The 24,719-nt window shown below is 66.8% G+C and carries 21 protein-coding genes and 2 pseudogenes; 13 read left to right on the top strand and 10 right to left on the bottom strand.

What is annotated here, in order from left to right; translation table 11 throughout:
- Positions 1-211: 211 nt before the first annotated feature.
- The 13 genes from fliF (at position 212) to fliR (ending at position 11,587) form a co-directional block, all read left to right on the top strand.
- Complete coding sequence (gene fliF / locus A6745_RS16765) at positions 212-1,912, top strand: flagellar basal-body MS-ring/collar protein FliF (RefSeq protein WP_066129540.1); 1,701 nt, start codon at positions 212-214, stop codon at positions 1,910-1,912.
- The gene (gene fliG / locus A6745_RS16770; protein WP_066129543.1) at positions 1,902-2,912 is read left to right on the top strand and encodes a flagellar motor switch protein FliG; all 1,011 of its coding nucleotides are present in this window, start codon (positions 1,902-1,904) and stop codon (positions 2,910-2,912) included. Before fliF ends, fliG begins: the two co-directional genes overlap by 11 nt.
- Positions 2,905-3,654: a flagellar assembly protein FliH gene (gene fliH, locus A6745_RS16775; RefSeq protein ID WP_066129546.1), complete on the top strand. Its 750-nt coding sequence runs from the start codon at positions 2,905-2,907 to the stop codon at positions 3,652-3,654. Before fliG ends, fliH begins: the two co-directional genes overlap by 8 nt.
- Entirely contained in the window at positions 3,651-5,123 is a 1,473-nt protein-coding gene (fliI, locus tag A6745_RS16780) for a flagellar protein export ATPase FliI (RefSeq protein WP_066129549.1), read from the top strand. Before fliH ends, fliI begins: the two co-directional genes overlap by 4 nt.
- Complete coding sequence (gene fliJ, locus A6745_RS16785; RefSeq protein WP_066129552.1) at positions 5,116-5,562, top strand: flagellar export protein FliJ; 447 nt, start codon at positions 5,116-5,118, stop codon at positions 5,560-5,562. Before fliI ends, fliJ begins: the two co-directional genes overlap by 8 nt.
- Positions 5,563-5,582: 20 nt before the next feature.
- Positions 5,583-7,040, top strand: a complete 1,458-nt coding sequence (locus A6745_RS16790; RefSeq protein ID WP_066129555.1) for a flagellar hook-length control protein FliK — start codon at positions 5,583-5,585, stop codon at positions 7,038-7,040.
- Positions 7,041-7,182: 142 nt separating this feature from the next.
- Positions 7,183-7,779, top strand: coding sequence for a flagellar basal body-associated FliL family protein (locus tag A6745_RS16795; protein WP_066129559.1), 597 nt, complete (start codon positions 7,183-7,185; stop codon positions 7,777-7,779).
- Between the two features lie 2 nt (positions 7,780-7,781).
- The gene (gene fliM, locus A6745_RS16800) at positions 7,782-8,789 is read left to right on the top strand and encodes a flagellar motor switch protein FliM (protein WP_066129561.1); all 1,008 of its coding nucleotides are present in this window, start codon (positions 7,782-7,784) and stop codon (positions 8,787-8,789) included.
- Positions 8,782-9,306, top strand: a complete 525-nt coding sequence (gene fliN / locus A6745_RS16805; protein ID WP_066129564.1) for a flagellar motor switch protein FliN — start codon at positions 8,782-8,784, stop codon at positions 9,304-9,306. Before fliM ends, fliN begins: the two co-directional genes overlap by 8 nt.
- A gap of 4 nt (positions 9,307-9,310) precedes the next feature.
- Positions 9,311-9,682 (top strand): flagellar biosynthetic protein FliO, encoded by a 372-nt coding sequence (fliO, locus tag A6745_RS16810; RefSeq protein WP_066129567.1) that lies wholly within the window; start codon positions 9,311-9,313, stop codon positions 9,680-9,682.
- 14 nt (positions 9,683-9,696) lie between these two features.
- Complete coding sequence (fliP, locus tag A6745_RS16815) at positions 9,697-10,485, top strand: flagellar type III secretion system pore protein FliP (RefSeq protein WP_066129569.1); 789 nt, start codon at positions 9,697-9,699, stop codon at positions 10,483-10,485.
- A gap of 19 nt (positions 10,486-10,504) precedes the next feature.
- Positions 10,505-10,774 carry a flagellar biosynthesis protein FliQ gene (gene fliQ, locus A6745_RS16820; protein ID WP_066129572.1) on the top strand — a complete coding sequence of 90 codons (270 nt, stop codon included), beginning with the start codon at positions 10,505-10,507 and terminating at the stop codon, positions 10,772-10,774.
- A gap of 24 nt (positions 10,775-10,798) precedes the next feature.
- The gene (gene fliR / locus A6745_RS16825; protein ID WP_066129575.1) at positions 10,799-11,587 is read left to right on the top strand and encodes a flagellar biosynthetic protein FliR; all 789 of its coding nucleotides are present in this window, start codon (positions 10,799-10,801) and stop codon (positions 11,585-11,587) included.
- A gap of 188 nt (positions 11,588-11,775) precedes the next feature.
- On the opposite strand, the gene A6745_RS16830 is transcribed toward fliR, so the two are convergent.
- The 10 genes and pseudogenes from A6745_RS16830 to flgG form a co-directional block, all read right to left on the bottom strand.
- Positions 11,776-13,530: a methyl-accepting chemotaxis protein gene (locus A6745_RS16830; RefSeq protein WP_066129578.1), complete on the bottom strand. Its 1,755-nt coding sequence runs from the start codon at positions 13,528-13,530 to the stop codon at positions 11,776-11,778.
- A 111-nt stretch (positions 13,531-13,641) separates the two neighbouring features.
- Positions 13,642-14,084 (bottom strand): annotated as a pseudogene (locus tag A6745_RS27950) (hypothetical protein).
- A gap of 29 nt (positions 14,085-14,113) precedes the next feature.
- Positions 14,114-16,011 (bottom strand): annotated as a pseudogene (locus tag A6745_RS27955) (methyl-accepting chemotaxis protein).
- 60 nt (positions 16,012-16,071) lie between these two features.
- The gene (locus tag A6745_RS16840) at positions 16,072-17,961 is read right to left on the bottom strand and encodes a methyl-accepting chemotaxis protein (RefSeq protein WP_066129580.1); all 1,890 of its coding nucleotides are present in this window, start codon (positions 17,959-17,961) and stop codon (positions 16,072-16,074) included.
- Positions 17,962-18,051: 90 nt separating this feature from the next.
- On the bottom strand, positions 18,052-19,314 hold the full coding sequence (flgL, locus tag A6745_RS16845) for a flagellar hook-associated protein FlgL (RefSeq protein WP_066129584.1): 1,263 nt from the start codon (positions 19,312-19,314) through the stop codon (positions 18,052-18,054).
- Between the two features lie 43 nt (positions 19,315-19,357).
- On the bottom strand, positions 19,358-21,004 hold the full coding sequence (gene flgK / locus A6745_RS16850) for a flagellar hook-associated protein FlgK (protein WP_066129587.1): 1,647 nt from the start codon (positions 21,002-21,004) through the stop codon (positions 19,358-19,360).
- 66 nt (positions 21,005-21,070) lie between these two features.
- A complete protein-coding gene (gene flgJ / locus A6745_RS16855; RefSeq protein ID WP_066129590.1) occupies positions 21,071-22,033 on the bottom strand; it encodes a flagellar assembly peptidoglycan hydrolase FlgJ in 963 nt (320 codons plus the stop codon).
- A 14-nt stretch (positions 22,034-22,047) separates the two neighbouring features.
- The gene (locus A6745_RS16860) at positions 22,048-23,181 is read right to left on the bottom strand and encodes a flagellar basal body P-ring protein FlgI (protein WP_066129594.1); all 1,134 of its coding nucleotides are present in this window, start codon (positions 23,179-23,181) and stop codon (positions 22,048-22,050) included.
- 2 nt (positions 23,182-23,183) lie between these two features.
- A complete protein-coding gene (locus tag A6745_RS16865; protein ID WP_066129599.1) occupies positions 23,184-23,873 on the bottom strand; it encodes a flagellar basal body L-ring protein FlgH in 690 nt (229 codons plus the stop codon).
- A complete protein-coding gene (gene flgG / locus A6745_RS16870) occupies positions 23,873-24,658 on the bottom strand; it encodes a flagellar basal-body rod protein FlgG (protein ID WP_066129602.1) in 786 nt (261 codons plus the stop codon). The genes A6745_RS16865 and flgG overlap by 1 nt, the downstream gene beginning before the upstream one ends.
- Between the last annotated feature and the right edge of the window lie 61 nt (positions 24,659-24,719).

Genomic DNA, 24,719 nt, shown 5'->3' on the forward strand with positions numbered 1-24,719 from the left:
CAAAGAATGCCCCTGCCGGCGGCGCCGGGCGGTGCCGATTCGGACAATAGGAGACAAGTAACGCCAAAAAACGGTTGTTTTCGGCGATTGGGATTGCACGGGCGCCCGCCATAATCCACGCTCCCCGACCTAAAGCACGTTGCATGTGTAACCTGCCTTCCTCGACCATGTCGTTAGAATCCCTGCTCCGCGAAGCTTGCGGGAGCCACCGATGAACCAACAGGCAACCCTCGGTGCGTCGCTTCTGGCAAGGTTTCCGGTACTCGAGAAAGTACGGACTCTGCCCAAACCCATCCTGCTCGGCGCGGCCGCGGCCCTCGTGGCCGTCATCGCCGTGCTGGCGATGTGGAGCCGCGAACCCGATTACAAGGTGCTGTTCTCCAACCTGGAGGACCGCGACTCCGGCGCGATCGTCGCCGCGTTGGGCACCATGAACGTGCCCTACCGTTACAACGAAACCGGCACGGCCATCATGGTGCCGGCGGACCGTGTCTATGACGCGCGCATGCAGCTCGCCGCCCAGGGCCTGCCCCGTGGCGGCAGCGTCGGTTTCGAGCTGATGGACAACGCGCGGTTCGGCGCCAGCCAGTTCACCGAGCAGATCAACTACCAGCGCGGCCTGGAAGGCGAACTGGCCCGTTCGATCGAAGCCATGAACGGCGTGCAGAAGGCGCGCGTCCACCTGGCCATGCCGCGCCAGTCGCTGTTCGTGCGCGAGCGCCAGTCGCCCACCGCGTCCGTGCTGCTGAACCTGTACCCCGGCCGCAGCCTGGCCGACGCCCAGGTGTCGTCGATCACCTGGCTGGTGGCCTCCAGCGTGCCCGAGCTGACGGCGGACAACGTCTCCATCGTCGATCAGAACGGTCGCCTGCTGTCCGCTCCGCAAGGCGAAGGCCGCGGCATGGATGCCGACCAGATGCGCTTCGTGCGTGAGGTCGAACAGCGCGCCGTCGAACGCATCCTCACCATCCTGAACCCGCTGGTCGGCCCGGGCAACGTGCATGCCCAGGCGACCGCCGACGTCGACTTCGCCCGCCGCGAGGAAACGTCCGAGGTCTACCGTCCCAACCAGGAGCCCGGCCAGGGTGCGATGCGCAGCCAGCAGACCAGCGAGTCGCGCCAGACCGGCATGGATCCGGCACGCGGCGTGCCCGGCGCCCTCAGCAACCAGGTCCCGGCGCCGACCCAGGCGCCGTTGAACAACCCGCAGCAGCCGCCCGGCCAGCAAGGCCAACAACAGCAGCAGCAGCAGCAGCAGGGACAGCAGCCGCAGCAGAACGGCACCGCCACCGGGACGGCGCCCGCCGGCACGCAGGCGCCCAGCACCTCCACCAGCAGCCGCCACGACTCCACCACCAATTACGAAGTCGATCGCACCATCAGCCACATCAAGCAACCCGTCGGCGTGCTCAAGCGCATGTCGGTGGCCGTCGTGGTCAACTACCTGCCGGGCAAGGATGGCGGCGAAGCCAAGGCATTGCCGCCGGAAGAACTGAACAAGCTGACCGACCTGGTGCGCGAGGCCATGGGCTATTCCGAGGCCCGCGGCGACTCGCTGAACGTGGTCAACAGCCAGTTCAACGATGCCGAGCCCAGCGTGCCGCTGTGGCGCGATGCCGAGCTGATCGCCCTGAGCAAGACCGTGCTGGGCTGGCTGCTGGCCATCATCATCGTGCTGTGGCTGTATCGCCGCATCAAACCGGCGGTCATGGATCACTTCTACCCGCCGGTGGATGCCGAGAAGGAAGAACAGGACCGCCGCGACGCCGAGCGCGAGGCCCAGAACACCGCCCGCGCTCGCGAAATCGACCGCTACGAAGAGAATCTGCAGCGCGCCCGCGACATGGCAACCAAAGACCCGCGCGCCGTTGCAATGGTGTTGCGCACCTGGATGAGCAAAGATGATCAATGACGGCAAACCCATGGACGGCATGACCCGCAGCGCCGTCCTGCTGATGTCCCTGGGCGAGGACGCCGCCGCCGAGGTCTTCCGTTTCCTGACCGCGCGTGAAGTGCAGCAGGTCGGCGCCTCGATGGCCACCCTCAAGCAGGTGACCCGCCGCGACGTCGGCGGCGTGCTCGAAGAGTTCCGCCAGGAAGCGGACCAGTTCACCGCCGTGACGCTGGGCTCGGACGACTACATCCGCACCGTGCTGACCAAGGCGCTGGGCAGCGACCGCGCCGCCGGCCTGATCGAGGACATCCTTGAGGCCGGTGAAGGCGGCAGCGGCATCGACGCCCTGAACTGGCTCGATCCGGTCACCGTCGCCGAACTGGTCGGCAACGAACACCCCCAGATCATCGCCACCATCCTGGTTCACCTGGAGCGCGACCGCGCCGCGGGCGTGCTCGCCCTGCTGACCGATCGCCTGCGCAACGACGTCATGCTGCGCATCGCCACCTTCGGCGGCGTACAACCCTCGGCGCTGGCCGAACTGACCGAAGTGCTGAATTCCATGCTGTCCGGCCAGAGCGCCAAGCGCAGCAAGATGGGCGGGGTGCGCACCGCGGCCGAGATCCTCAACATGATGAACTCGACGCAGGAAGAGGCCGTGGTCAACAGCCTGCGCGAACGCGATGCCGACCTGGCCCAGAAGATCATCGACGAAATGTTCGTCTTCGAGAACCTGCTGGAAGTCGAGGATCGCGGCATCCAGCTCATCCTCAAGGAAATCGACAACGACATGCTCATGATCGCCCTCAAGGGCGCCCAGGACGAGTTGCGCAACAAGTTCCTGCGCAACATGTCCAGCCGCGCCGCCGAGATGCTGCGCGAAGACCTCGAGGCCCAGGGCCCCGTGCGCATGTCCAAGGTCGAGAGCGAGCAGAAGAAGATTCTGCAGATTGCCCGACGCCTGGCCGAGAGCGGCCAGATCGTGCTGGGCAACTCGGGAGACGACGCGTATGTCTGACCGTGGTTCCGTCGGGCCCTCGCTGTCGCGCCGCGCTGCCTGGCAGCGCTGGCAGATGACGTCGTTCGACGAACCCAAGGTCGAGGAAGCCCCCGTCGAACCGGCGCCCCTGCCCGACCCGGGCCCGGACCCCGAGGAAGTGCGCCAGGCGCTGCGCGAACAGGCCCGGACCGAGGGCCGCGTGCAGGGCATGGCCGAGGGCCGCAAGCAGGGCCTGGCGGCCGGCCGCGAGGAAGGCCGCAAGGAAGGCCTGGCCGCGGGCCGCGAGCAAGGCTACGCCGAAGGCCTGGCCCAAGGCCGCGAACAGGGACGCGAGGAAGCCGCCCACCTGAACGCCCTGGCGGCCAACCTGGCCATATCGCTGCGCGGCATCGAAGAACAGATGGGCCAAAGCCTGATCACCCTGGCGCTCGACATCGCCGCCCAGGTCGTGCGCCAGCAACTGGCCGAGCAACCGCAAGCCATGCTGGCGGCGGTGCGCGAAGTGCTGCACATCAACCCCACGCCGCCCCAAGGCGCACTGCGCCTGTGGATCCATCCCGACGACCTCGAACTGGTGCGCCTGCACCTGGCCGACGAACTGAAGGAAGGCAACTGGCGCGTGCTGGCCGACGAGTCCATCGCGCGCGGCGGCTGCCGGGCCGAAACGCCCTATGGAGACATCGACGCCACGCTGCAGACGCGCTGGCGCCGCGTGGCCGCCTCCCTGGGCCGCAGCGCCTCGTGGGACGACCAGCCATGAATCCCGCCATGCAGCCCCAGCCCGACGTGGCCGCCGCGCCGTTGCCCGAGCGCTGGAAGACGCAGTTGGAGATCGGGTCGATCCGGGCAGCGTCGACCGAGCCCTGGCTGGTCACGGGCCGCATTACCCGCGCCACCGGCCTGGTGCTGCATGCCACCGGTTTGCGCTTGCCCGTCGGCGCCGCGTGCCGCATCGAGATCGCCCGCGGACACGACCACTGGGCGGACGCCGAGGTCGTCGGCTTCGACGGCCACACCCTCTATCTGATGCCGCAGGCCGACATCTCCGGCCTGCCGCCCGGCGCCCGCGTGATGCCCAGCGAACCCGCGGTGCAACGCCCTGTCCCCTTGCCGCGCAAGGCCGAGCTGAACGGCAACGCCAAGCCGCAACTGGGCCGCCACCTGCCGGTCGGCAACGCGATGCTCGGCCGCGTGGTCGACGGCGCCGGCCGCCCGCTGGACGGCCTCGGTCCGCTGACCGGCGCCGAGGCCGCGCCGCTGACCGCCCTGCCCATCAACCCGCTGTCGCGGGCGCCCATCGACACCGTGCTGGACGTGGGCGTGCGCGCCATCAACGGCCTGCTGACAGTGGGCCGCGGCCAGCGCATGGGCCTGTTCGCCGGTTCCGGCGTGGGCAAGAGCGTGCTGCTGGGCATGATGGCCCGTTATACGCGCGCCGACATCATCGTCGTGGGCCTGATCGGCGAGCGCGGACGCGAAGTCAAGGAATTCATCGAGCACAACCTCGGCCCCGAGGGTCTGGCCCGTTCGGTCGTGGTGGCCGCGCCGGCCGACGTGTCGCCGCTGCTGCGCCTGCAGGGCGCCAGCTACGCCACCCGCCTGGCGGAACACTTCCGCGACCAGGGCCTGGACGTGCTGCTGATCATGGACTCGCTGACCCGCTACGCCATGGCGCAGCGCGAGATCGCGCTGGCGATCGGCGAGCCACCCGCCACCAAGGGCTATCCCCCCTCGGTCTTTGCGCGCCTGCCCGCACTGGTCGAGCGAACCGGCATGGGCGCGCCCGGCCCCAACGGCAAGGCGGGTTCCATCACCGCCTTCTATACCGTGCTGGCCGAAGGCGACGACCAGCAAGACCCCATCGCCGACTCGGCGCGCGCCATTCTGGACGGCCACATCGTCCTGTCGCGCCACCTGGCCGAAGCCGGCCACTACCCCGCCATCGACATCGAAGCGTCCATCTCGCGGGCGATGACGTCGCTGATCTCGCCGCAACAGTTCTCGCTGGTGCGCCGCTTCAAGCAGACCTTCTCGCGCTACCAGCGCAACCGCGACCTGATCGCCGTGGGGGCCTACGCCGCCGGCAACGATCACCAACTGGACGACGCCATCGCGCGCTATCCGCGCCTGGAAGCCTATCTGCAGCAGGACATCACCGACAACGTCGACTACACGACCGCCATCGATCAACTGCGCGGTTCCTTCGAGATCAAGGAAACCTATGCCTAGCCAACTCCCTCTGGACATGCTGCTCGGACTGGCCAAGGAAAGCGCCGACGAGGCGGCCCGCGTACTGGGCAAGCTCAACGCCGAGCGCACCCAGGCCGAACGCCAGTTGACCATGCTGTACGACTACCGCCAGGACTACCTGCAACGGCTGCAGCAGGCCATGCAAACGGGCATGTCGGTCGCCGATTGCCAGAATTACCAGCGCTTCATCTCCACCCTGGACGACGCCATCGGCCAGCAGACCAGCGTGCTGCGCACGGCCGACGACCACCTGGCTCGCGGCCGCCAGCACTGGCAACAGCAGCAGCGCAAGCTGAACTCGTTCGACGCCCTCTCGCAGCGCCAGGTGCGCGTCGAGCAGTTGGCGGAGAACCGCCGCGAACAACGCGCCAGCGACGAATATTCGGCCCGCATCGCGCGCGGCCAAGCCCACTATTGATTCCCAGCGGGACACCCAAAATGCCTAACACCGCTCCGCTTGCCAGCCTGCTGCCGATCACCCCGGCGGCCCCCCCGGCCCAACCCGCCATCAAGAGCGACGACAAGAGCCCGTCCTTCTCGAAGACGCTGGCCGAACAGAAGAACGCCTCGCGCCAGGAAGCGCCGGCCAGGAAGTCCGAGAACAAGCCGGCCACCCAGAAGCCCTCGGAACACGAGCCGGCCGGCCCGCAACAGGAGGCCGCGCCCGCCCCCCAGGCCGACGCGCAGCAACCGGCCGATCCTGCCGTAAGCGACAAGGACACCGCCAGCGACGCTGCCACGGCGGACGCCTCGGGCGCGCCACAGCCCGCCCCGGCCGACGTCCAGGTTGCCCAGCCGGTGCCCGCCGCCGCGCAGCAAGCGCCGAGCCTGCCGATCCAGGCGCTCGAGATTGCCGCGCAGTCTGCCGCGCTGCAGTCCCAGTCGGCGGCCAAGCTGGCCGCCCAGCAAGCCGCCGCGCCGGGTGCCGCGCTTGCCGCGGCAGCGGCAGCGGCAGCGGCCGGCACGCCGGCGCAGGCCGCCGGCCAGGCCGACAAGACGCCGGCGCCCGCCGCGCAAGCCGCACCGGCACCGGCACCGGCGCCAACACCGGCACCGCACGCCGCCGCCCTGCCGCAGCAGGCCAGCCAGGCCATCCAGGCCGCGCTGCCCGCCGCGGCACCTGCCTTGTCCCAGGAAAACGTCACGCCCCTGGCCGCGCTGCGCCAGACCATCGCCACCGCGCGTGATCCGCGCGCCGCCGGCCACGCCACGGCAGGCAGCCAGACCGCCGCCGCGACGCAGGACGGCCTGCCCCAGGACCAGACCACGGCCGTCGAGGCCGTGGCGGCGCAGTTGCCGGACTTCGGGTCCCAGACCGGCTCGCAGTCCCAGCACGACAGCCCGCACGCCCGCGGCGACGTGGCCGCGCTGACGGCCGCCACCATGCGCACCGCGCCGGCTCAGGCAACGTCCGCGGCCGCCGATGCGCGTCCGGCGCCGGCGGCGCCGCCGCTGGAAGTGGCCAGCCCCGTGGGCTCGGCGAACTGGGGCCGCGACCTCGGCCGCCAGTTGGTCCTGCTGGGCGGCGATGCCCAGCGCGGGCAGCAGACCGCCGAACTGCGCCTGGATCCTCCCGACCTGGGTCCGCTGCGCGTGACGCTGAGCCTGTCCGACGGCGTGGCCACGGCCAGCTTCGTGTCCGCCCATGCCTCCGTCCGGCATGCGCTGGAGTCGGCATTGCCGCAATTGCAGCAGGCGCTGGCCGATGCCGGCATCTCGCTGGGCCAGGCCGACGTGGGCGAGCAGGAGAACCCCTTCGCCCGGGACCAGTCCTCCGCGTCAGGAAAGGGTAGCGGCCAGGGCGCGGGCGGCGGCGACGCGCAAGGCGATGGCGTCATCGTCCAGCAGGTTGCCGTGGCGCGTGACCCCAATGCCCTGGTGGACACCTTTGCTTAAGCAAATACGTGCCGTAATAGCCTGAGATACCCCGCTTTCGTCCTGTTTTTCGCGTGCCTGGGCACGCGGACTTTGGGGCAGAATGCTTTCATTCCATCATCATCGGTTCAGTTTCAGCCGCACAACCCGTATCGACAACGAGATGGCGACCTCCAAGACTCCCTCCGCAGCGCCTGGCGCAGCTTCTTCCTCCGGCGGCATCGGCCGCCTGCTGCGCCCGCTGCTCATGCTGGTGATTCTGCTGCTGGTTGCCGGCCTCAGTGTCGCGGGCACATGGTTTTTCCTGCACTGGCAAGGCGCTCGCGACCTCAGCCCGGTTCAGTTGGGCGTGGGCGCGTCGGGCCAGCCCGGCGCCGTTCCCGGCCAGCCGGGCGCCCAGCCCACCACGTTCGTGGCCCCGCCGGCCGCGCCCCAGCCCGTTCCGGCCCCGATCTTCGTGCCGCTCGAGCCCTTCACCGCGACCGTGGAAGACCAGGAGTCCGAGCGCATCGTCCGCGTCGGCATCACGCTGCGCGTCAGCGACGAGCAAACCCGCACGCGCATCGAGAAATACCTGCCCGAGGTCCGCAGCCGCGTTCTGATGGTGCTGTCGGCGCAGACGCCCCAGACCGTGCGCACGCCGCAAGGCCGCACCGAGCTCGCCAAGTCCATCATGCAAGCCATCAACAAGCCGTTCTCGCCCATCCCTGACGGCCAGTACGTCACCGACGTGCTGTTTACGGAATTCGTGGTGCAATAAGCATGGCTTATGAGGCGTTTCTTTCCCAGGACGAAGTCGATGCCCTGCTCGCCGGTGTCACCGGCGAGAGCGAAAACGCAACTCCCGCGCAATCCGAAGCCGACGGTACACGAGCCTACGATCTCAGTTCGCCGGACCGCGTCGTGCGCCGGCGCATGCAGACGCTGGAGCTTATCAACGAACGGTTCGCGCGCGGCATGCGTAACGTGCTGCTTAACTTCATGCGCCGCAGCGCCGACATCTCCGTCGGCGCCATCCGCATCCAGAAGTACGCCGATTTCGAACGCAACCTGCCGGTGCCCAGCAACCTGAACATGATTCAGATGCGGCCGCTGCGCGGCACGGCGCTGTTCACTTATGATCCGAACCTGGTGTTCCTGGTCATCGACAGCCTGTTCGGCGGCGATGGCCGCTACCACACGCGCGTCGAGGGCCGCGACTTCACCAACACCGAGCAGCGCATCATCCGCCGCCTGCTGAACCTGACGCTGGAATGCTACGGCCGCTCCTGGGAGCCCGTGTATCCCATCGAGTTCGAGTACGTGCGCTCCGAAATGCACACGAAATTCGCCAGCATCACGGGTGACAACGAAGTGGTGGTGGTCACGCCGTTCCACATCGAGTTCGGCGCCACCGGCGGCGACCTGAACATCTGCCTGCCGTACTCGATGATCGAACCGGTCCGCGACCTGCTGACCCGCCCCTTGCAGGAAACCGCCCTCGAAGAGGTCGATCAGCGCTGGACCCAGCAATTGTCCAAGCAGGTGCGCAGCGCCGACGTGCAGGTGGCCGCCGAGTTCGGGCGCATCCCCTCCTCGATCGGCGAGCTGATGCGCCTGAAAGTCGGCGACGTGCTGCCCATCGATGTCCCGCAAACCGTAACCGCCCACATCGACGGCGTGCCGATCATGGAATGCGGCTACGGCGTCTTCAATGGCCAGTACGCCCTGCGCGTACAGAACATGCTCAACTACGATTTCGAATCCCCCGAGGCCCCTGAAAATGACTGACCAGACCGGCGACAGCAGCACGCCCGCCTCCTCGGCCGCCGACGATTGGGCCGATGCGCTCGCGGAGCAGGCCCGCGTCCCCAATCCTCCCACCCAGGCCGACGGCCTGAAATCCCCCGAACCCGTCGCGGCCGCGGCCAGCGCCCCGGCTGCCAGCACGCCGGCGCCCAGCGCGCCCGCCCCGTCGTCGGCCAAGCCGGCCGCGGAGTCCGTCTTCAAGCCGCTGGTCGGCAAGGACGGCGTCACCGGCACCGACATCGACCTGATCATGGACGTCCCCGTCCAGCTCACCGTCGAACTGGGCCGCACCCGCCTGACCATCAAGAGCCTGCTGCAGCTGGGCCAGGGCTCCGTCGTCGAACTCGATGGCCTGGCCGGCGAGCCGATGGACATTTTCGTCAACGGTTACCTCATCGCCCAGGGCGAAGTGGTCGTGGTCGAAGAAAAGTACGGCATCCGCCTGACCGACATCATCACCCCGTCGGAACGGCTGAACCGCCTGAACAACCGCCGTTGACCCGATGACGCAAGCCGACGTCCTGCGCGTCGCGGTCGCCCTGGGGCTGATCGTGGCCGCCATCCTGCTGGCGGCCTGGCTGGCACGTCGGTCCGGGTTGTTGCCGAGGCAGGGCGCGGGCGTGTTGCGCATCGTCGCCAGCCAGACGGTCGGTCCGCGCCAGAACATCCTCATCGTCCAGGTGCGCGATACCTGGGTGGTGGTCGGCGTCACGCCCAATGGCATGACCCCCTTGCATACGCTGCCCGCCGAGTCGGGCACCGATTCCGCCGCCGAGGGCGACGCGTCCATGGCCGTTGCCGGTCCGCCGGCCAACGGCACCTTTGCGACGACGCTGGCCAAGCGCTTCACCGAGGCGCTGAACAAACGCCCGTAGCCTTCCCGGACACCATGTTTTTCCTCTATCGCCGCTGCCCAGCACGCCTGCGTTCGGCCTGGCCCCAGGCGGCCGTGCTGTTGCTGACCGCGCTGGCCCTGTGGCCCGGCGCCACGCTGGCCCAGGCCACGCTGCCCGCCATCACGTCCACCCCCGGACCCGGCGGCTCGGAAACCTACTCGCTCAGCATGCAGACGCTGCTGCTGATGACGTCGCTGTCCTTCCTGCCGGCGGCGTTGCTCATGATGACCGGGTTCACCCGCATCATCATCGTGCTGGGCCTGCTGCGCACGGCGATCGGCACGCCGACCTCGCCGCCCAATACCGTCCTCATCGGCCTGGCGCTGTTTCTGACTTTCTACACGATGTCGCCGGTCTTCGACCAGATCTACACCGAGGCCTATCAACCGCTGAACGCCGGCACCATCAACTTCGAGACCGCCGTGCAGCGCGCCTCCGCGCCGCTTCAGACCTTCATGTTGCACCAGACGCGCGAGAGCGACCTGGCGCTGTTTGCGGACATGGCCAAGCAGCCGGCGATGGACAGCCCCTCGCAGGTTCCCATGCGGGTGCTGATTCCCGCCTTCATCACCAGCGAATTGAAGACGGCATTCCAGATCGGGTTCACCATTTTCATCCCCTTCCTGATCATCGACATGGTCGTGGCCAGCGTGCTGATGGCGCTGGGCATGATGATGGTGCCGCCCGTGACGGTCTCGCTGCCGTTCAAGCTCATGCTGTTCGTGCTGGCCGATGGCTGGCACCTGCTGCTGGGCTCGTTGGCGCAAAGCTTCTACCAATGACCCGGAAGGAGGACGCCCCATGACTTCCGAAACCGTCATGTCCATCATCTATCAGGCGATGAAGGTCGCGCTGATGATGGCCGGTCCGCTGCTGATGATCACCCTGATCGTCGGCCTGGTCATCAGCGTGTTCCAGGCGGCCACGCAGATCAACGAAATGACGCTGGCCTTCATTCCCAAGCTGCTGGCCATCTGCGGAGGCCTGGTTCTGCTGGGCCCGTGGCTGCTCGGCCTGATGACCGACTACATCCGTCAGTTGATCAGCCAGATACCGATGCTGACCTCCTGACCGGGCCGGGGGCCGGCGCACGCCATGATCTCCTTCACACTGGACCAGCTCACCGGCTGGATCGGCCAGTTCCTGTGGCCGTTCGTGCGCATGCTGGCCCTGGTCGGCGCCTCGCCGCTGTTCGCCGAGTCCAGCATTCCCAACATGGCCAAGATCGGCCTGGCAGTCATGCTGACGGTGGCGGTCGCGCCGAGCCTCGGTCCCATGCCTGCCATTCCCTTGAACTCTTACGGCGCGCTCTGGATCCTGGTGCAGCAGATCCTGATCGGCATGTCCATCGGACTGGTGATGCGTATCGTGTTCGCCGCCGTCCAGACCGCCGGCGAGTTCGTCGGCCTGCAGATGAGCCTGTCTTTCGCGTCGTTCTTCGATCCCTCGATCGGCGCGAACACCGCCGTGCTGTCGCGTCTGTTCAATATCGTCGCAACCCTGCTCTTCCTGTCGCTGGATGGCCACCTGCTGATGCTCGCTGCGTTGATGCGCAGTTTCGAGGTGTTGCCGGTCGGCCTGGATGGACTGGATCCGAACGGCTGGGGCGTCCTGCTGGAATGGGGCGGCACCATCTTCACGGCGGGCCTGCTGCTGGCCCTCCCGCTGATCTGCTCTCAATTGACGGTCAACCTGGCGCTGGGGATCCTGAACCGCGCGTCGCCGCAGCTGACGGTCTTCGCCATCGGCTTCCCCATCCACTTGATAGGCGGTTTGATACTGCTGTCGGTGGTGCTGCCGCACTCCGGGCCTTTCTTCGAAGACCAGTTCCAGGCCGCGTTCCGCACCATCAGCGACCTGATCCTGCGGCTGGCCGGCCGATAACGGCTGCCAAGGCAAAAAGGGCGCGGCGGGACGCCGCACCATCGGGCAACGCCGCCTCGGGCATGATCGCGCAACACCATCATTGGCACGTCAAAGTAGAACGGGCCGGGTTCCCGCGGGAACCCGGCCCGTTCGAGCCGCCATGACTGGCCGTCAAGCCAGGCGATGACGGCCTGCGAGGCGGAGCATCACCCCTGCGTCACCATCGGCGCAGTGCCATAGCCTTGCAGTTGCGCGGACGGCAGATCGATGACCTCGCCCGCATTGATGCGGAACACCGCCACGGCTTCGGCCAGGCGCTGCGCCTGCTCCTGCAGCGAACCCGCCGCCGCCGCCGCCTCTTCCACCAGCGCCGCGTTCTGCTGCGTCACCTCGTCCATCTGCGACACCGCGCGGTTCACCTGGTCGATGCCCCCGGACTGCTCTTCCGACGCCGCCGAGATCTCGCCCATGATGTCCGTCACGCGCTTGACCGAACTGACGATCTCCTGCATCGTCGCCCCGGCGCGTTCGACCTGCTGCGAACCCGTGCCCACCTTGCTGACCGAGTCCTCGATCAGCACCTTGATCTCCTTGGCCGCCTGCGCGCTGCGCTGCGCCAGCGAGCGAACCTCGCCCGCCACCACCGCGAAGCCCTTGCCCTGCTCGCCCGCGCGCGCCGCTTCCACCGCTGCGTTCAGCGCCAGGATGTTGGTCTGGAACGCGATGCCGTCGATCACCGACACGATCTCGGAGATCTTGCGCGAGCTCGCCGAGATGCCTTCCATCGTGTTGACCACCTCCGACACCGCCGAACCGCCGCGCTCGGCCACCTGCGACGCGCTGGCCGCCAACTGGTTGGCCTGGCGCGCGTTGTCCGCGTTCTGTTTCACCGTCGACGCCAACTGCTCCATCGAGGCCGCGGTCTCTTCCAGCGAGGCCGCCTGCTCTTCGGTGCGGCTGGACAGGTCGGTGTTGCCCGCGGATATCTCCTGCGCACCGACGTTGATCTCGTCCACGCCGCGGCGCACGGTGCTGACCGTGCGCGTCAGGCTTTCCTGCATGCGCTTGAGCGCCGCGAACAACTGGCCGATCTCGTTGTTGTTGCGCACTTCCACCCGCGCGGTCAGGTCTCCACCAGCGATGCGGTCGAAATGCTGACCGGCCTCGACCAGCGGACGCACCACCAGACGGCCGAAGACGATGCGGGCCATGATCATCAGCAACACCGCCAGCACGACGGCGGCCACCACGGCGATCAGCGCCCGCTCGAAGCTGGTCTGCGCCTGTTCCGTGGTCGCGTTCTGAGCGTCCTGGATGTAGTTGGTGAACTGGCCGATGGCCTCGATGAACGCCGCGCTGCGCGGCGTGCCGTACTCGTTGTTCACCATGTAGAACGTCGAATAGTCTTCGCTGCGCAGAGCTTCGAGCATGGTATCGACGCCGTCGTCGATATACGACCGGTAGCGGCGCACCAGGTTCATGGAGAGCTGGCGGCCCTTCTCGTCTTCCAGCATGTTCTTCTGGAAATCGGAGAAGCGGTTGCGAACGCCATTCAGCAGATCCGTGGCGTCCTTCAGGGCATCCTTGGCGGCCTGGTTCGACGAGGAAGCGGCGCCCTGGCCAGTGCCGCTGCCGCCGCCGCCCCAGCCGGCTTCCTGCAGATGGCGTGCCGCCACCATCAGGGAGACCCGGGCGCGCAGCATGTCGCTGTTGATGATCTCGACCTGCTTGCCTCGATCGGTCAACTGCGTGATCTGCAACACCGATTGGTAGTTCTGCTGCAGGAAATAGGCAGCCATCAGGCCCATGGCGGCGACGAGCACGGCGAACAGACCCATAACCCACATCAGCATGGTTCCGACGCGTGCGTCACGCAACTTCATGGAACGCTTCTGCTTGGGTGCGCGTTTGCGCTTCTTGGCCTTGCCTTTTTGCTCGCCTGCTTCCAGATTCGTGTCCATAAGCCCCCCTGTTTCCAGGAATAATTCATAAAAAGAAAAGCCGCCTTCCGTGCGTCCGACCTGGTGGCCGTACGGAGAGCGCCACCGGGCATTGCGCCCGGGTATCGTGGATTACTGCGTCGCCCCCGGTGGGATGACGATCCAACCGGACTCGGGTACGGTTTCCTGCGGCGCGATGGCCACCGGCGCGATCGGCGCAGGTTCCGGCCCCAACAACTTCTGCCGCTCCCAGGGTTCCAGCAGGATATTGGTGCTATCCACCAACCTCATCAGCCGTCCGTCGGGGCCGAACTGCAGCAAGGCTTCCTTGCGGCTGTACAGTCCGTCTGGCACAAACGTGACATGAAAACGCCAGAGCGCCAGCGTGGTGCCGTCGCTCTGTGCGTAGACCTGATCGGGCGCGGCCGTCAGCGCGCGCGCGCCGCCTCGGCGATCGTCGTACGGCCCGGCGTCAGCGAGGACAGCTTGCCCGGGTCGAAGTTGTGGCCCGAGGCCAAGCATCCTCCCAGTGCCAGCATCCCGGCCATTGCCATGACTTTCAGATATCGCATCATTTACCCCATGGTTGCCGCGCGTCGCGCGGTCAAAAGGATTCCCAGTCGTCTTGCGCAGCGCTGGCTGGCCGGCCGGCTTGGGCGCCAGTGCGGCCGGCGCCTTTTTCACCGCGGGCGCTGGCGCCGCGGCATCCTGGGCAGCCTGCTTCGCGGCTCGCCGCTCGGGCTGGCGCACGGAGGCGTCCTCGCCCGCCATGGAGATATCGGACTGCGTCAGGCGCTCGGGACGGCGCTGCGCGGGCGCCGGCTTGATCGGATCGGCTTGCCGCGCAACGCTCTCGGCACGCTTTGGCGGTGCCGGCTTCTCGGCTGCAGGAACACGCGGCGCCTGGCGCTGCGCATCCAGCTTCGCGGCCACATCGATGACCTCGCCGGTGTTGATGCGGAACACCGCCACGGCCTCGGCCAGGCGCTGCGCCTGCTCCTGCAGCGAACCCGCCGCCGCCGCCGCCTCTTCCACCAACGCCGCGTTCTGCTGCGTCACCTCGTCCATCTGCGACACCGCGCGGTTCACCTGGTCGATGCCCCCGGACTGCTCTTCCGACGCCGCCGAAATCTCGCCCATGATGTCCGTCACGCGCCTGGACGAGCCAAGCATTTCCTGCATCGTGACGCCCGCGCGTTCGACCTGCTGCGAACCGGTGTCCACCTTGCTGACCGAGTCCTCGATCAGCACCTTGATCTCCTTGGCCGCCTGCGCGCTGCGCTGCGCCAGCGAGCGAACCTCGCCCGCCACCACCGCGAAACCCTTGCCCTGCTCGCCCGCGCGCGCCGCTTCCACCGCCGCGTTCAGCGCCAGGATGTTGGTCTGGAACGCGATGCCGTCGATCACCGACACGATCTCGGCAATCTTGCGCGAGCTGGCCGAGATGTCTTCCATCGTGCTGATGACTTCCGACATGGCAGCGCCGCCGCGCTCGGCCACCTGCGAGGCGCTGGCCGCCAGTTGGTTGGCCTGGCGCGCGTTGTCCGCGTTCTGTTTCACCGTCGACGCCAACTGCTCCATCGAGGCCGCGGTCTCTTCCAGCGAGGCCGCCTGCTGCTCGGTACGGCTGGACAGGTCGGTGTTGCCCGCGGATATCTCGCGCGACCCCACGTTGATCTCGTCCACGCCACGGCGCACGGTGCTGACCGTGCGCGTCAGGCTTTCCTGCATGCGCTTGAGCGCCGCGAACAACTGGCCGATCTCATTGTTGCTGCGCGCGTCCACCCGCGCGGTCAGGTCGCCCGCGGCGATGCGGTCGAAATGCGCGCCGGCTTCCTTCAGGGGGCGAAGCACGCCCCGGATCATGAACAGGAACGCGCCACCGGCAATCGCCAGCGTCATGACGATCATGACGAGATAGACGATATCGACCAGACGGACCTGGCGGCGGAATTCAGCCAGCGTGCGTTCGCTCATTGTCTGGATGTTGGCGCCGAACTGATCGAGCCTGCCCGACAATGCCACGCTTGCCGCGCTGACCTTGGTGTTCTTCAATTCCAGGAAACGGCTGGCGTCATTGGCGGACAATGCGGCCTGCATTTCCTGAATCGAAGCGGCCAGGCCATGGAAGGCCGCCACCAGATCATCCGCCGTCGCGCGCCCCACGTCGGACAATTTGGGAATTTCGCGGAAAACCTCGACCTTTTTAAGACCATCGGCCACCTGCGACTGCAGCATGGACATGCTTTGCGAGAATCCCGCCGAGTCCCCTGCCTGCTGCTGCGCGGCGGCGATGTCAGCCCGGATGATCGAGCGCAGCATCATCACGTAGCTGTCCTTCAGCAACGCGTTCTGGCGCACGCTCAGGCTGTCCAGCCGGTTGAGCGCGGCCTCCCCATCATTCGCATTGACCCAACCCATGCCGATGGAAGCCAGCGCCATGGCCACCATGGCCAGCAGCGCGGACAACAAACCGGTTTTGACTTTCAAGTTCGAGAGCATAGGACCTCGCATGAAGGACAGTGGGCAAGGCCGGCGGACCAGCCTCAGGATGTCACCCTGTTAGAAAGATTCCCAATCATCGGACGCCGCGGGGGCCTTGCCGCGCGAGGGAGCCGCAGCAGGCGCCTGAGGCTTGGCAGCGGTTTCCGGGGCGGCGGGGCGGCGCGGCGGACGGCGGACGGTGGCGGCCTCGCCCGCACCCGGTTCGACCACACGGGCCGTTGCCACCAATCGCGGCGGCTGGACGGCAGGCTTGGCTTCGGCGAGCTTGGCTTCGGCAGGCTTGGCTTTGGCGGGCTGGGCTTTGGCGGGCTTGGCCGCCACGGGAGCCGGCGCGGGAACCGCCACGCGCGGCACGGCCTGCGAGGCCAATTGCTGCGCCGGCGCGTCGATGACCTCGCCCGCATTGATGCGGAACACCGCCACGGCTTCGGCCAGGCGCTGCGCCTGCTCCTGCAGCGAACCCGCCGCCGCCGCCGCCTCTTCCACCAACGCCGCGTTCTGCTGCGTCACCTCGTCCATCTGCGACACCGCGCGGTTCACCTGGTCGATGCCCCCGGACTGCTCTTCCGACGCCGCCGAAATCTCGCCCATGATGTCCGTCACGCGCTTGACCGAACTGACGATCTCCTGCATCGTCGCCCCGGCGCGTTCGACCTGCTGCGAACCCGTGCCCACCTTGCTGACCGAGTCCTCGATCAGCACCTTGATCTCCTTGGCCGCCTGCGCGCTGCGCTGCGCCAGCGAGCGAACCTCGCCCGCCACCACCGCGAAACCCTTGCCCTGCTCGCCCGCGCGCGCCGCTTCCACCGCCGCGTTCAGCGCCAGGATGTTGGTCTGGAACGCGATGCCGTCGATCACCGACACGATCTCGGAGATCTTGCGTGAGCTCGCCGAGATGCCCTCCATCGTGTTGACCACCTCCGACACCGCCGAACCGCCGCGCTCGGCCACCTGCGACGCGCTGGCCGCCAACTGGTTGGCCTGGCGCGCGTTGTCCGCGTTCTGTTTCACCGTCGACGCCAACTGCTCCATCGAGGCCGCGGTCTCTTCCAGCGAGGCCGCCTGCTGCTCGGTACGGCTGGACAGGTCGGTGTTGCCCGCGGATATCTCCTGCGCACCGACGTTGATCTCGTCCACGCCACGGCGCACGGTGCTGACCGTGCGCGTCAGGCTTTCCTGCATGCGCTTGAGCGCCGCGAACAACTGGCCGATCTCATTGTTGCTGCGCACGTCCACCCGCGCGGTCAGGTCGCCACCGGCGATGCGGTCGAAATGGGCGCCGGCCTCCTTCAACGGGTGCAGCACGTTGCGGCTGATGAAGAAGCCGCAGCCGACGCAGACCAGCAAGGACAGCACGAACAGCACGATCGTGACCAGGCGCGAACGGTCGAACTCGGCGAAGCCGGCCTGCACCATCTCATCGGTGGCAACATCGACATAGTTCAGGAACGTGTCGAGCGTTTTCTCGACCTCCTGGCTGCCGCGCAGCACGACCGGGGACAAGGCAGCAAAATCCGCGGGTGAATTGGCGCGCAGCGTGCCGATCTGCCGTTCACTGGCATCGGCGTAGCCGCGCAGCGCCGCCAACATGGGTTGCGCGAGTTCCGCCACGTCAGGCGTCATCTTGGACTTGCCCAGGTCTTCGATCTGCTTGCGCGCCTGGCCGAGGTAATCCGCGCCACGCTGCAGGGCCGCATCGGAGTCTGTCTGGCGGTTCTCTCCCATGGCAACGCGGGATTCGTTGAGATTGATGCGCGTGCGCAGCAGGTTCACGTAGCTGGCATACGCGGGAACGACCTGATCGGTGTACGCGTTGTTGACACCATCCAGCTTGTCGTTGCTGACGGTGAAGCTCAGCAGCGACAACCCATTCGAAACCGCCATGAACAGGCAGAACAAGCCCAGCACGATACCGATGCAGGTGCGGACCTTCAAATTGGATAACATGACTTGCCTATCTATCAAAAAACGCGCTCCTCTATTGGGAGCGCGTATAGGGGATCTCAGCTGAAAACGGTCAGTCACGCCGGGGCAATGTCAGCCCCTGCGGAACAGGCTCGTTCCTTGAATAAGCGTGAATGCTTGGGCGGCCGCGTCCAGCGCGGTCTTGCGCATCACCAGTTCGCTGGTGACTTTATAGGGATCCACATCCTCCAGATCAGAGAGTTGCTTGGTATAAGACAGGCCCTTCTGATCGCCGGTCGCATCCAGGGCATCCAGTTCGTTCATGCGGGCGCCGACCGAAGCGCGCACGGTCAGCACGTTGTCGTACGCCAAGGACATCTGCTTGTTGGCCGACGCCAGTTGGTTGACCAGCGCGGCAGTCGCCTGCGGGTTGTTTGCCGACGGCGTCTTCAACGTATTGATCAGTTCGTTCAGCGTGCCGAACATGTCCATGTTCGACGACTTGGGCGTCTCGACCGTGAAGGAGTCGCCGTCGGCGGGTTCGCCGGAAATCTTGAGCGACACGCCGCCCATGTCGATCGTGCTGCCCGCCACGTAGGGCTGGGCCGGCAGCGTGAACGGCGGGGGCGTGGGGACGGACGGATCGCTGGAGGGCGGCGGCGTGACCGTCACCGTGTACTCCAGTTCGCCTGTCGTGGCGTTGGTGGCGAAGTCGATGGAGAAATCGCTGCGCACATTGTTGGTGGCGCTGGGCGTATCGAACGACACGGTGCTGAACGTGCCGCTGCCGGTGTTGCCCGAGTCGGCCTGCGCGATGTAGGCCAGCACGCCGGCCGCGGCCTTGCCGAAAATATCGGCGCCGACATCGCTACCCGCCATCTGGCGGGTCTGGTCCACCTGGATCATGCGCTGGCCGCTGTCACCCGCATAAGTGACGTTGCCATCGGCACCGATGACGAACGGCGCGGTGTTGCCCTGGAAACCGGAGAACAGGTACTGGCCATTGCCGTCGGTGGTGTTGCCCAGGCCGACCAACTGGTCGCGGGCGCTGGCCAGCGCGGTGGCCAGCGATTGGCGGTCGGCGTCGCTCATCGTGCCGTTGCCGGCCTCGACGATGCGCTTCATCACGTCCTGCATGGTCGTGACGATGGAATCCAGTGCGTTGTCTTCCAGGCCCAGCGTGGTGTTCGCCTTGGCGCGGTTGGCCGCATAGGTCTCGTTCATGCTGGCCGTCTGCGTGATGTTCACGGTCAGGGCGGCCGCCAGGGGATTGTCGGCCGGAGACAGGAACGCGCGGCCCGAACTCAGTTGCTGTTGCAGTTTCGACAGCGTGGATTGCTGGTTCAGCAGACCGTTCAGGCCATTCTGGTAAATCAGGGAGGTGCTCAGACGCATGACTATGCTCCGGATTTATGCGTATGGTGTCGGCGGTCGTCGATCAGCGCAGGCCCAGCAGGGCATCGAACACCGTGCCGGCGATCTCGAGGATCTTGGCGCTGGCCTGATACTGCGTCTGATAGATCTGCAAATTGACGTACTCTTCGTCCAGATTGACGCCGGACACGGACTGCTGCGCTGCATACTGCTGGTCGATCAGGTCGCTCTGCGCCTTGCTCGATGACTGCAAACGCTGGGTCTGCACGCCAACGTTGTTCACCATGGTGGAGAACGACTCGTTCAGGCTCATCGTGCCGTTGCCCAGCACCTTGGCCGTCTGCAGATTCGCCAGCGCCAGCCCGTTGTTGCCGTTGCTGGTGCCGCCCGACGCATCGGCCAGGGCCAGCTTGGCGGGATCGCTGATCACGACGGCGATGTCCCGGGCCGCGTCACGGGTGCCTTCCAACTGCCAGCTGTCGCCGGGAGCCGGCACGCCGGAGGGGGTGATCGACAGGCCGTCGAATTCCAGCGCACCGGTGGTGGCGTCGGGCGTCGAGGTGAAGGCCTGGCCATCGGACAGCCGGGTGACCTGGTAGTCGGCGCCATCGAACACGATCTTGTAGGCGCTGGCCTTGATCTGATTGGCGTCCGTGTACTCGGCCGTCAGGCCGGCCGTGCCCGCATTCTTGCTGTTGGCCAGCGCGGCGGGCGCGGCCAGCGAAAACATCGGCTCGCCAGCGTCGCCGTTGAGGTCTATACCCTGCGCATGCTGTTCGTTGACGGCCATGGCCAGGCCCACTGCCAACTGGCCCAGCTGGTTCTGGATCGGATCCAGCGAATCGCGCCGGAACGCCAGCAGTCCGCCCAGCTTGCCGCCGGAGACTTCGCTGTCGGACAGTTCGACCGTGACCGTGGTGCCGCCGCCCGCCGGCGTGTCATACGCCAGCGCGGTGCGACGCGGATCGGCTTCGGAGGGCACCGCCTTCAGGGGACGCACCGTGGTGCCGGACAGCAGGGTCTGGCCGCCTTGCAGCGTGATGGTGACCGAGCCGTTCTGTTCGTAGTAGCGGATACCGACCAGTTCGTTCAGTTCGGAGACCGCCTGGTCGCGCTGGTCGAGCAGGTCGTTGGCCGGCTGGCCGCTCTTGCCCTGGGCGACGACGATCTGCTGGTTCAACTGGTTGATACGGTCGAGGTAGCTGTTGACCTGTTCGACCGTGGTGCTGATCTGGGTGTTCAGGCCGTCACGCTGGTCCTGCAACTGGCGGTAGGCGGAATTCAGTTGCGTGGCCAGGCTGTTGGCCTTGCCCAGCAAGTCTTGCCGCACGGCGGGGTCCGCCGGCGAACTGGCGGCGCTGTTGATGCTCTTGAAGAACTCGTTGAGCGCGGGGGTGATGCCGACCGTGCGGTCGGACAGGAAATCGTTGATCTGGGACAGTTGGTCCAGCTGGGTGGTGTATTCGGCCCCCGTGCCGCGCGAATTCACCAGTTGCCGGTACAGGAAGCTGTCGTACTGACGCTCGATGGTGTCGACCTTGACGCCGCGTCCGACAAAACCCTGGCCCGTGGGGGTGGCGCCAGCCGTGGCGGTGAGTACGCGCTGACGCGTATAGCCGACCGTGGTCTGGTTGTTGATGTTATGGCTGGTGGTTTCCAGGCCTGCCTGAGAGGCATTCAGTCCCGATAGCGCCAAGTTGTACAGATTCATGCGGTGCCCCGTGGTCGACGGCAATCAGTTACAGACATCCGGTTAACGGCAAGTTTGCGGCTAAATTTAGCGGCGTCCTGAAAAAGTCGCGGGTGAGATCGACGCGCTGAGCTGCCCCATGATCTGGATCAGTTTGTCGGCATACGCCGGATCGGTGGCATACCCTGCCTTTTGAATGCTGCGGGCGGCTTCGATCTCGTTGCGCGCCTGGGTCACCGCCTCATAGCGCGGGCTGTCGCCGATCAGCCTGGCATAGTCGGCGAAGGCTTCCTCGTACGAGCCGTAGGCCCGGAACGGCTGCACCATCTTCTGCGGCACGCCGTCCACATACTCGGTCGTGGTGACGTTGACGACCTTGCCTGTCCAACTGGAGCCGGCCTTGATGCCGAACACGTTGTGGCTGGTGCGCCCGTCGGCATGCATGATCTCGCGCTTGCCCCAGCCGGATTCCAGGGCGGCCTGCCCCAGGATCAGGCGGGCGGGCACGCCGCTTTGCTGCGACGCCGCATTCGCGGCATGCGACATGCGCGACACGAAATCCACGACATGGTCCGGCGCCCCCTCGGCGGCCGCCATTACGCGGTCGCCAGGACGGTTGGTGCGCAGCACGTCGAGCAGGGCGGAGACCTCGCCGCCCTGCCTGCGGCGCAGGTCCAGGCCCGCCTGCCTGCCATCGCCGGCCTCGTCCTGCCCCTGCCCGTCCGGCGACCGGCCCTTGGGCATCTGGTCCAGCAGGGACTTGGCCAGGCCGATGCCGGGATCGGCCAGTTGCAGCGCCAGCTGTTCGTCCGTCATGGACTGGATCATCTCGGTCGCCTGGCTGTCGAACAGGCCGTCCTTGGGCGTGGCCGCCCGCATGCGCTTGATCATCATCTGCAGGAACAGCGCCTCGAACTGCTTGGCGACCTTCTTCTGCTCGGCCTTGTCCGTGGGCGTGCCGACGACGCCGCGCTTCAGGTCGGACAGCCGCCCCATGTCGAAGACCGATTCCTGGGAATCGGGACGCGGGGTGTAACTGACGATCGCCATGACGAAAGGACGCCCTAGATGATTTCGAGATCGGCGCGCAGCGCGCCGGCGGCCTTCATGGCCTGCAGGATGGCCAGCAGGTCCTGCGGCGTGGCGCCGAGGGCATTGAGCGCCTTGACCACGTCGGCCAGGTTCGCGCTGGTATTCACGCGGCGGATCGCGCCGCCGTCCTGGCGCACCTCGATCTGCGTGTTGGGCGCCACCACGGTCTGGCCCTGCGTGAAGGGCGTATCGGGTTGGAACACCTGATTCTGCTGGTTGATGATGACCGACAGATTGCCATGCGAAATCGCGGCCTCGTCGATCGTCACGTTGCGGTTCATCACCACCGAGCCCGTGCGGGCATTGATGATGACCTTGGCGGAGGCCGGCGCGCGCGTGACCTGCAGATTCTCGAGGCGCGACAGGAAGGCCGGCATGGCCGAGGGATCCGCGGGGGCGCGCACCTGCACCACCCTGCCGTCCAGCGCCGTGGCCGAGCCGGGCCCCAGTTGGCGGCTGATGGCGGCGGCCACGTTCTGCGCGGTCCCGAAATCGCTGTCGTTCATCTCGAAATACACCATGCCGTCCTGGGCGACGGTGGTGGGCACGGCGCGCTCGACGATGGCGCCGCCGTTGATGCGGCCCCCGTTGAGCGTATTGATCTGGACGCTGGAACCGCCCGCCGATGCCCCGGCGCCGCCCACCAGCATGTTGCCCTGGGCAATGGCGTAGATCTGGTTGTCGGCGCCCTTCAGCGGCGTCATCAGCAGCGTGCCGCCGCGCAGGCTCTTGGCGTTGCCCATCGACGACACCACCACGTCCAGCGTCTGGCCGGGCCGTGCGAAAGGCGGCAGCGTGGCCGTGACCATGACGGCGGCGACGTTCTTCAATTGCATGTTGCTGCCGGGCGGCACGGTCACGCCCAACTGGGACAGCATGTTGGTCAGGCTTTGCTGCGTGAACGGCGTCTGGCGAACCTGGTCGCCGGTACCGTCCAGGCCCACGATCAGGCCGTAGCCGATCAGCTGGTTGCCGCGTACGCCCTGCACCGACGCCAGGTCTTTGAGGCGGTCGGCATGCGCGGCGCCGCCGGCCAGCAGGCACATCGCGGCCAGCAGGCGGGTCGCCAGGGTAAGCAGGAAACGAGGCGAGGTCGGCAATGGCATGGTCAGAAAGGCGAAGCCAGCAGGAAGAAGCGTTGCAGCCAACCCATGGTCTGGACTTCGTCCATGGTGCCCTTGCTGCGGTATTCGATACGGGCGTCGGCCACGCGCGTGGACGACACCGAGTTGGTGCCCGTGATGGAGCGCGGATCGACCACACCCGAGAAGCGCACGTATTCGCTGCCCCGGTTGATGGCGATCTGCTTCTCGCCGGCGACCTGCAGATTGCCGTTGGGCAGCACGCCGACCACCGTGGTGGTGATGTTGCCGGTGAACGTGTTGTTGGCCGAGCTGTTGCCCGTGCCCTGCGACTGGTTCTGGCCGGTGGCGTCGGTATTGAGCTTGGCGTTGATGCTGCCATCCATGAACGACGGCGTCGCGCCGATGCCCAGGCTGGTGGTGCTCTGCCGGTTGGTGTTCGTGGCGACGTTCTTGGCGGCGTTGGTGCGCTCTTCCAGGACGATGGTGACGACGTCGCCGACGTTGCGCGGCCGGCGGTCCTCGAACAGCGGGTAGTTGCCGTAGACCGTGGGCTGGAAGATCGAACCCGTCGGGCGGGACACCTGCATCGGCGGCGCGGGCGGCGCGGCCGTGGTCGGCCCCACCACCACGGGTTCCGGCGGGATCAGGGCGCAACCGGAAACGGCCAGCAGCAGTCCCGAAACGGCGATCAGGCGCGGCATCGACACGGTCATTACAGCTGCGACAGGCGGGCCAGCATCTCGTCCGAGGTCTGCACGGCCTTGCTGTTCATTTCGTACGCGCGCTGCGTGGTGATCATGTTCACCAGCTCTTCGGCGACGTTGACGTTCGAGGTCTCGACGAACTGCTGCTCGATCGAGCCCGCGCCGTCCACGCCGGGAGCCAGCACGTTGGCCGGCCCCGACGAATCGGTTTCCAGGTACAGGTTCTCGCCGATGCTCTGCAGGCCCACCGGATTGATGAAGGTGGCGACCTGCAACTGGCCGACCTGGACGCTGATGCCGGCGTTGCCGGGCTGCGTCACCGACACCGTGCCGTCCTTGCCGATGGTCATCGACAGCGCGTTGTCGGGAATATTGATCGGCGGCTGGATGACGTAGCCGCCGGCCGTGACGAGCTGGCCGTTCTGGTCGGTCTGCAGCCCGCCATCGCGGGTGTAGGCCTGGGTGCCGTCGGGCAGTTCGACCTGCAGGAAACCGCGACCGTTGATCGCGATGTCCATGTCGTTGCCCGAGTTGTTCATGTTGCCCTGCGAGAACACGCGCTCGGTGGCGGCCACGCGCACGCCGGTACCCAGCTGCAGGCCCGAAGGCAGTTGGTTGGCATCGCCCACCTGGGCGCCCGGCTGGCGCAGCGTCTGGTACATCAGGTCCTGGAACACGGCACGGCCGCGCTTGAACCCGTTGGTCTGGACGTTGGCCAGGTTGTTCGAGATCACGTCCATCGACGTCTGCTGACCTTCGAGGCCGGTCTTGGCAATCCAGAGGGAACGCATCATGGCTGTGTTACTCCTGGCGCGGCCACAGGGCGCGCGCGTTGATCTTTTGAGAGTCCGCCGC

The organism is Bordetella ansorpii (assembly GCF_900078705.1).
GTDB lineage: Bacteria > Pseudomonadota > Gammaproteobacteria > Burkholderiales > Burkholderiaceae_B > Bordetella > Bordetella ansorpii_A.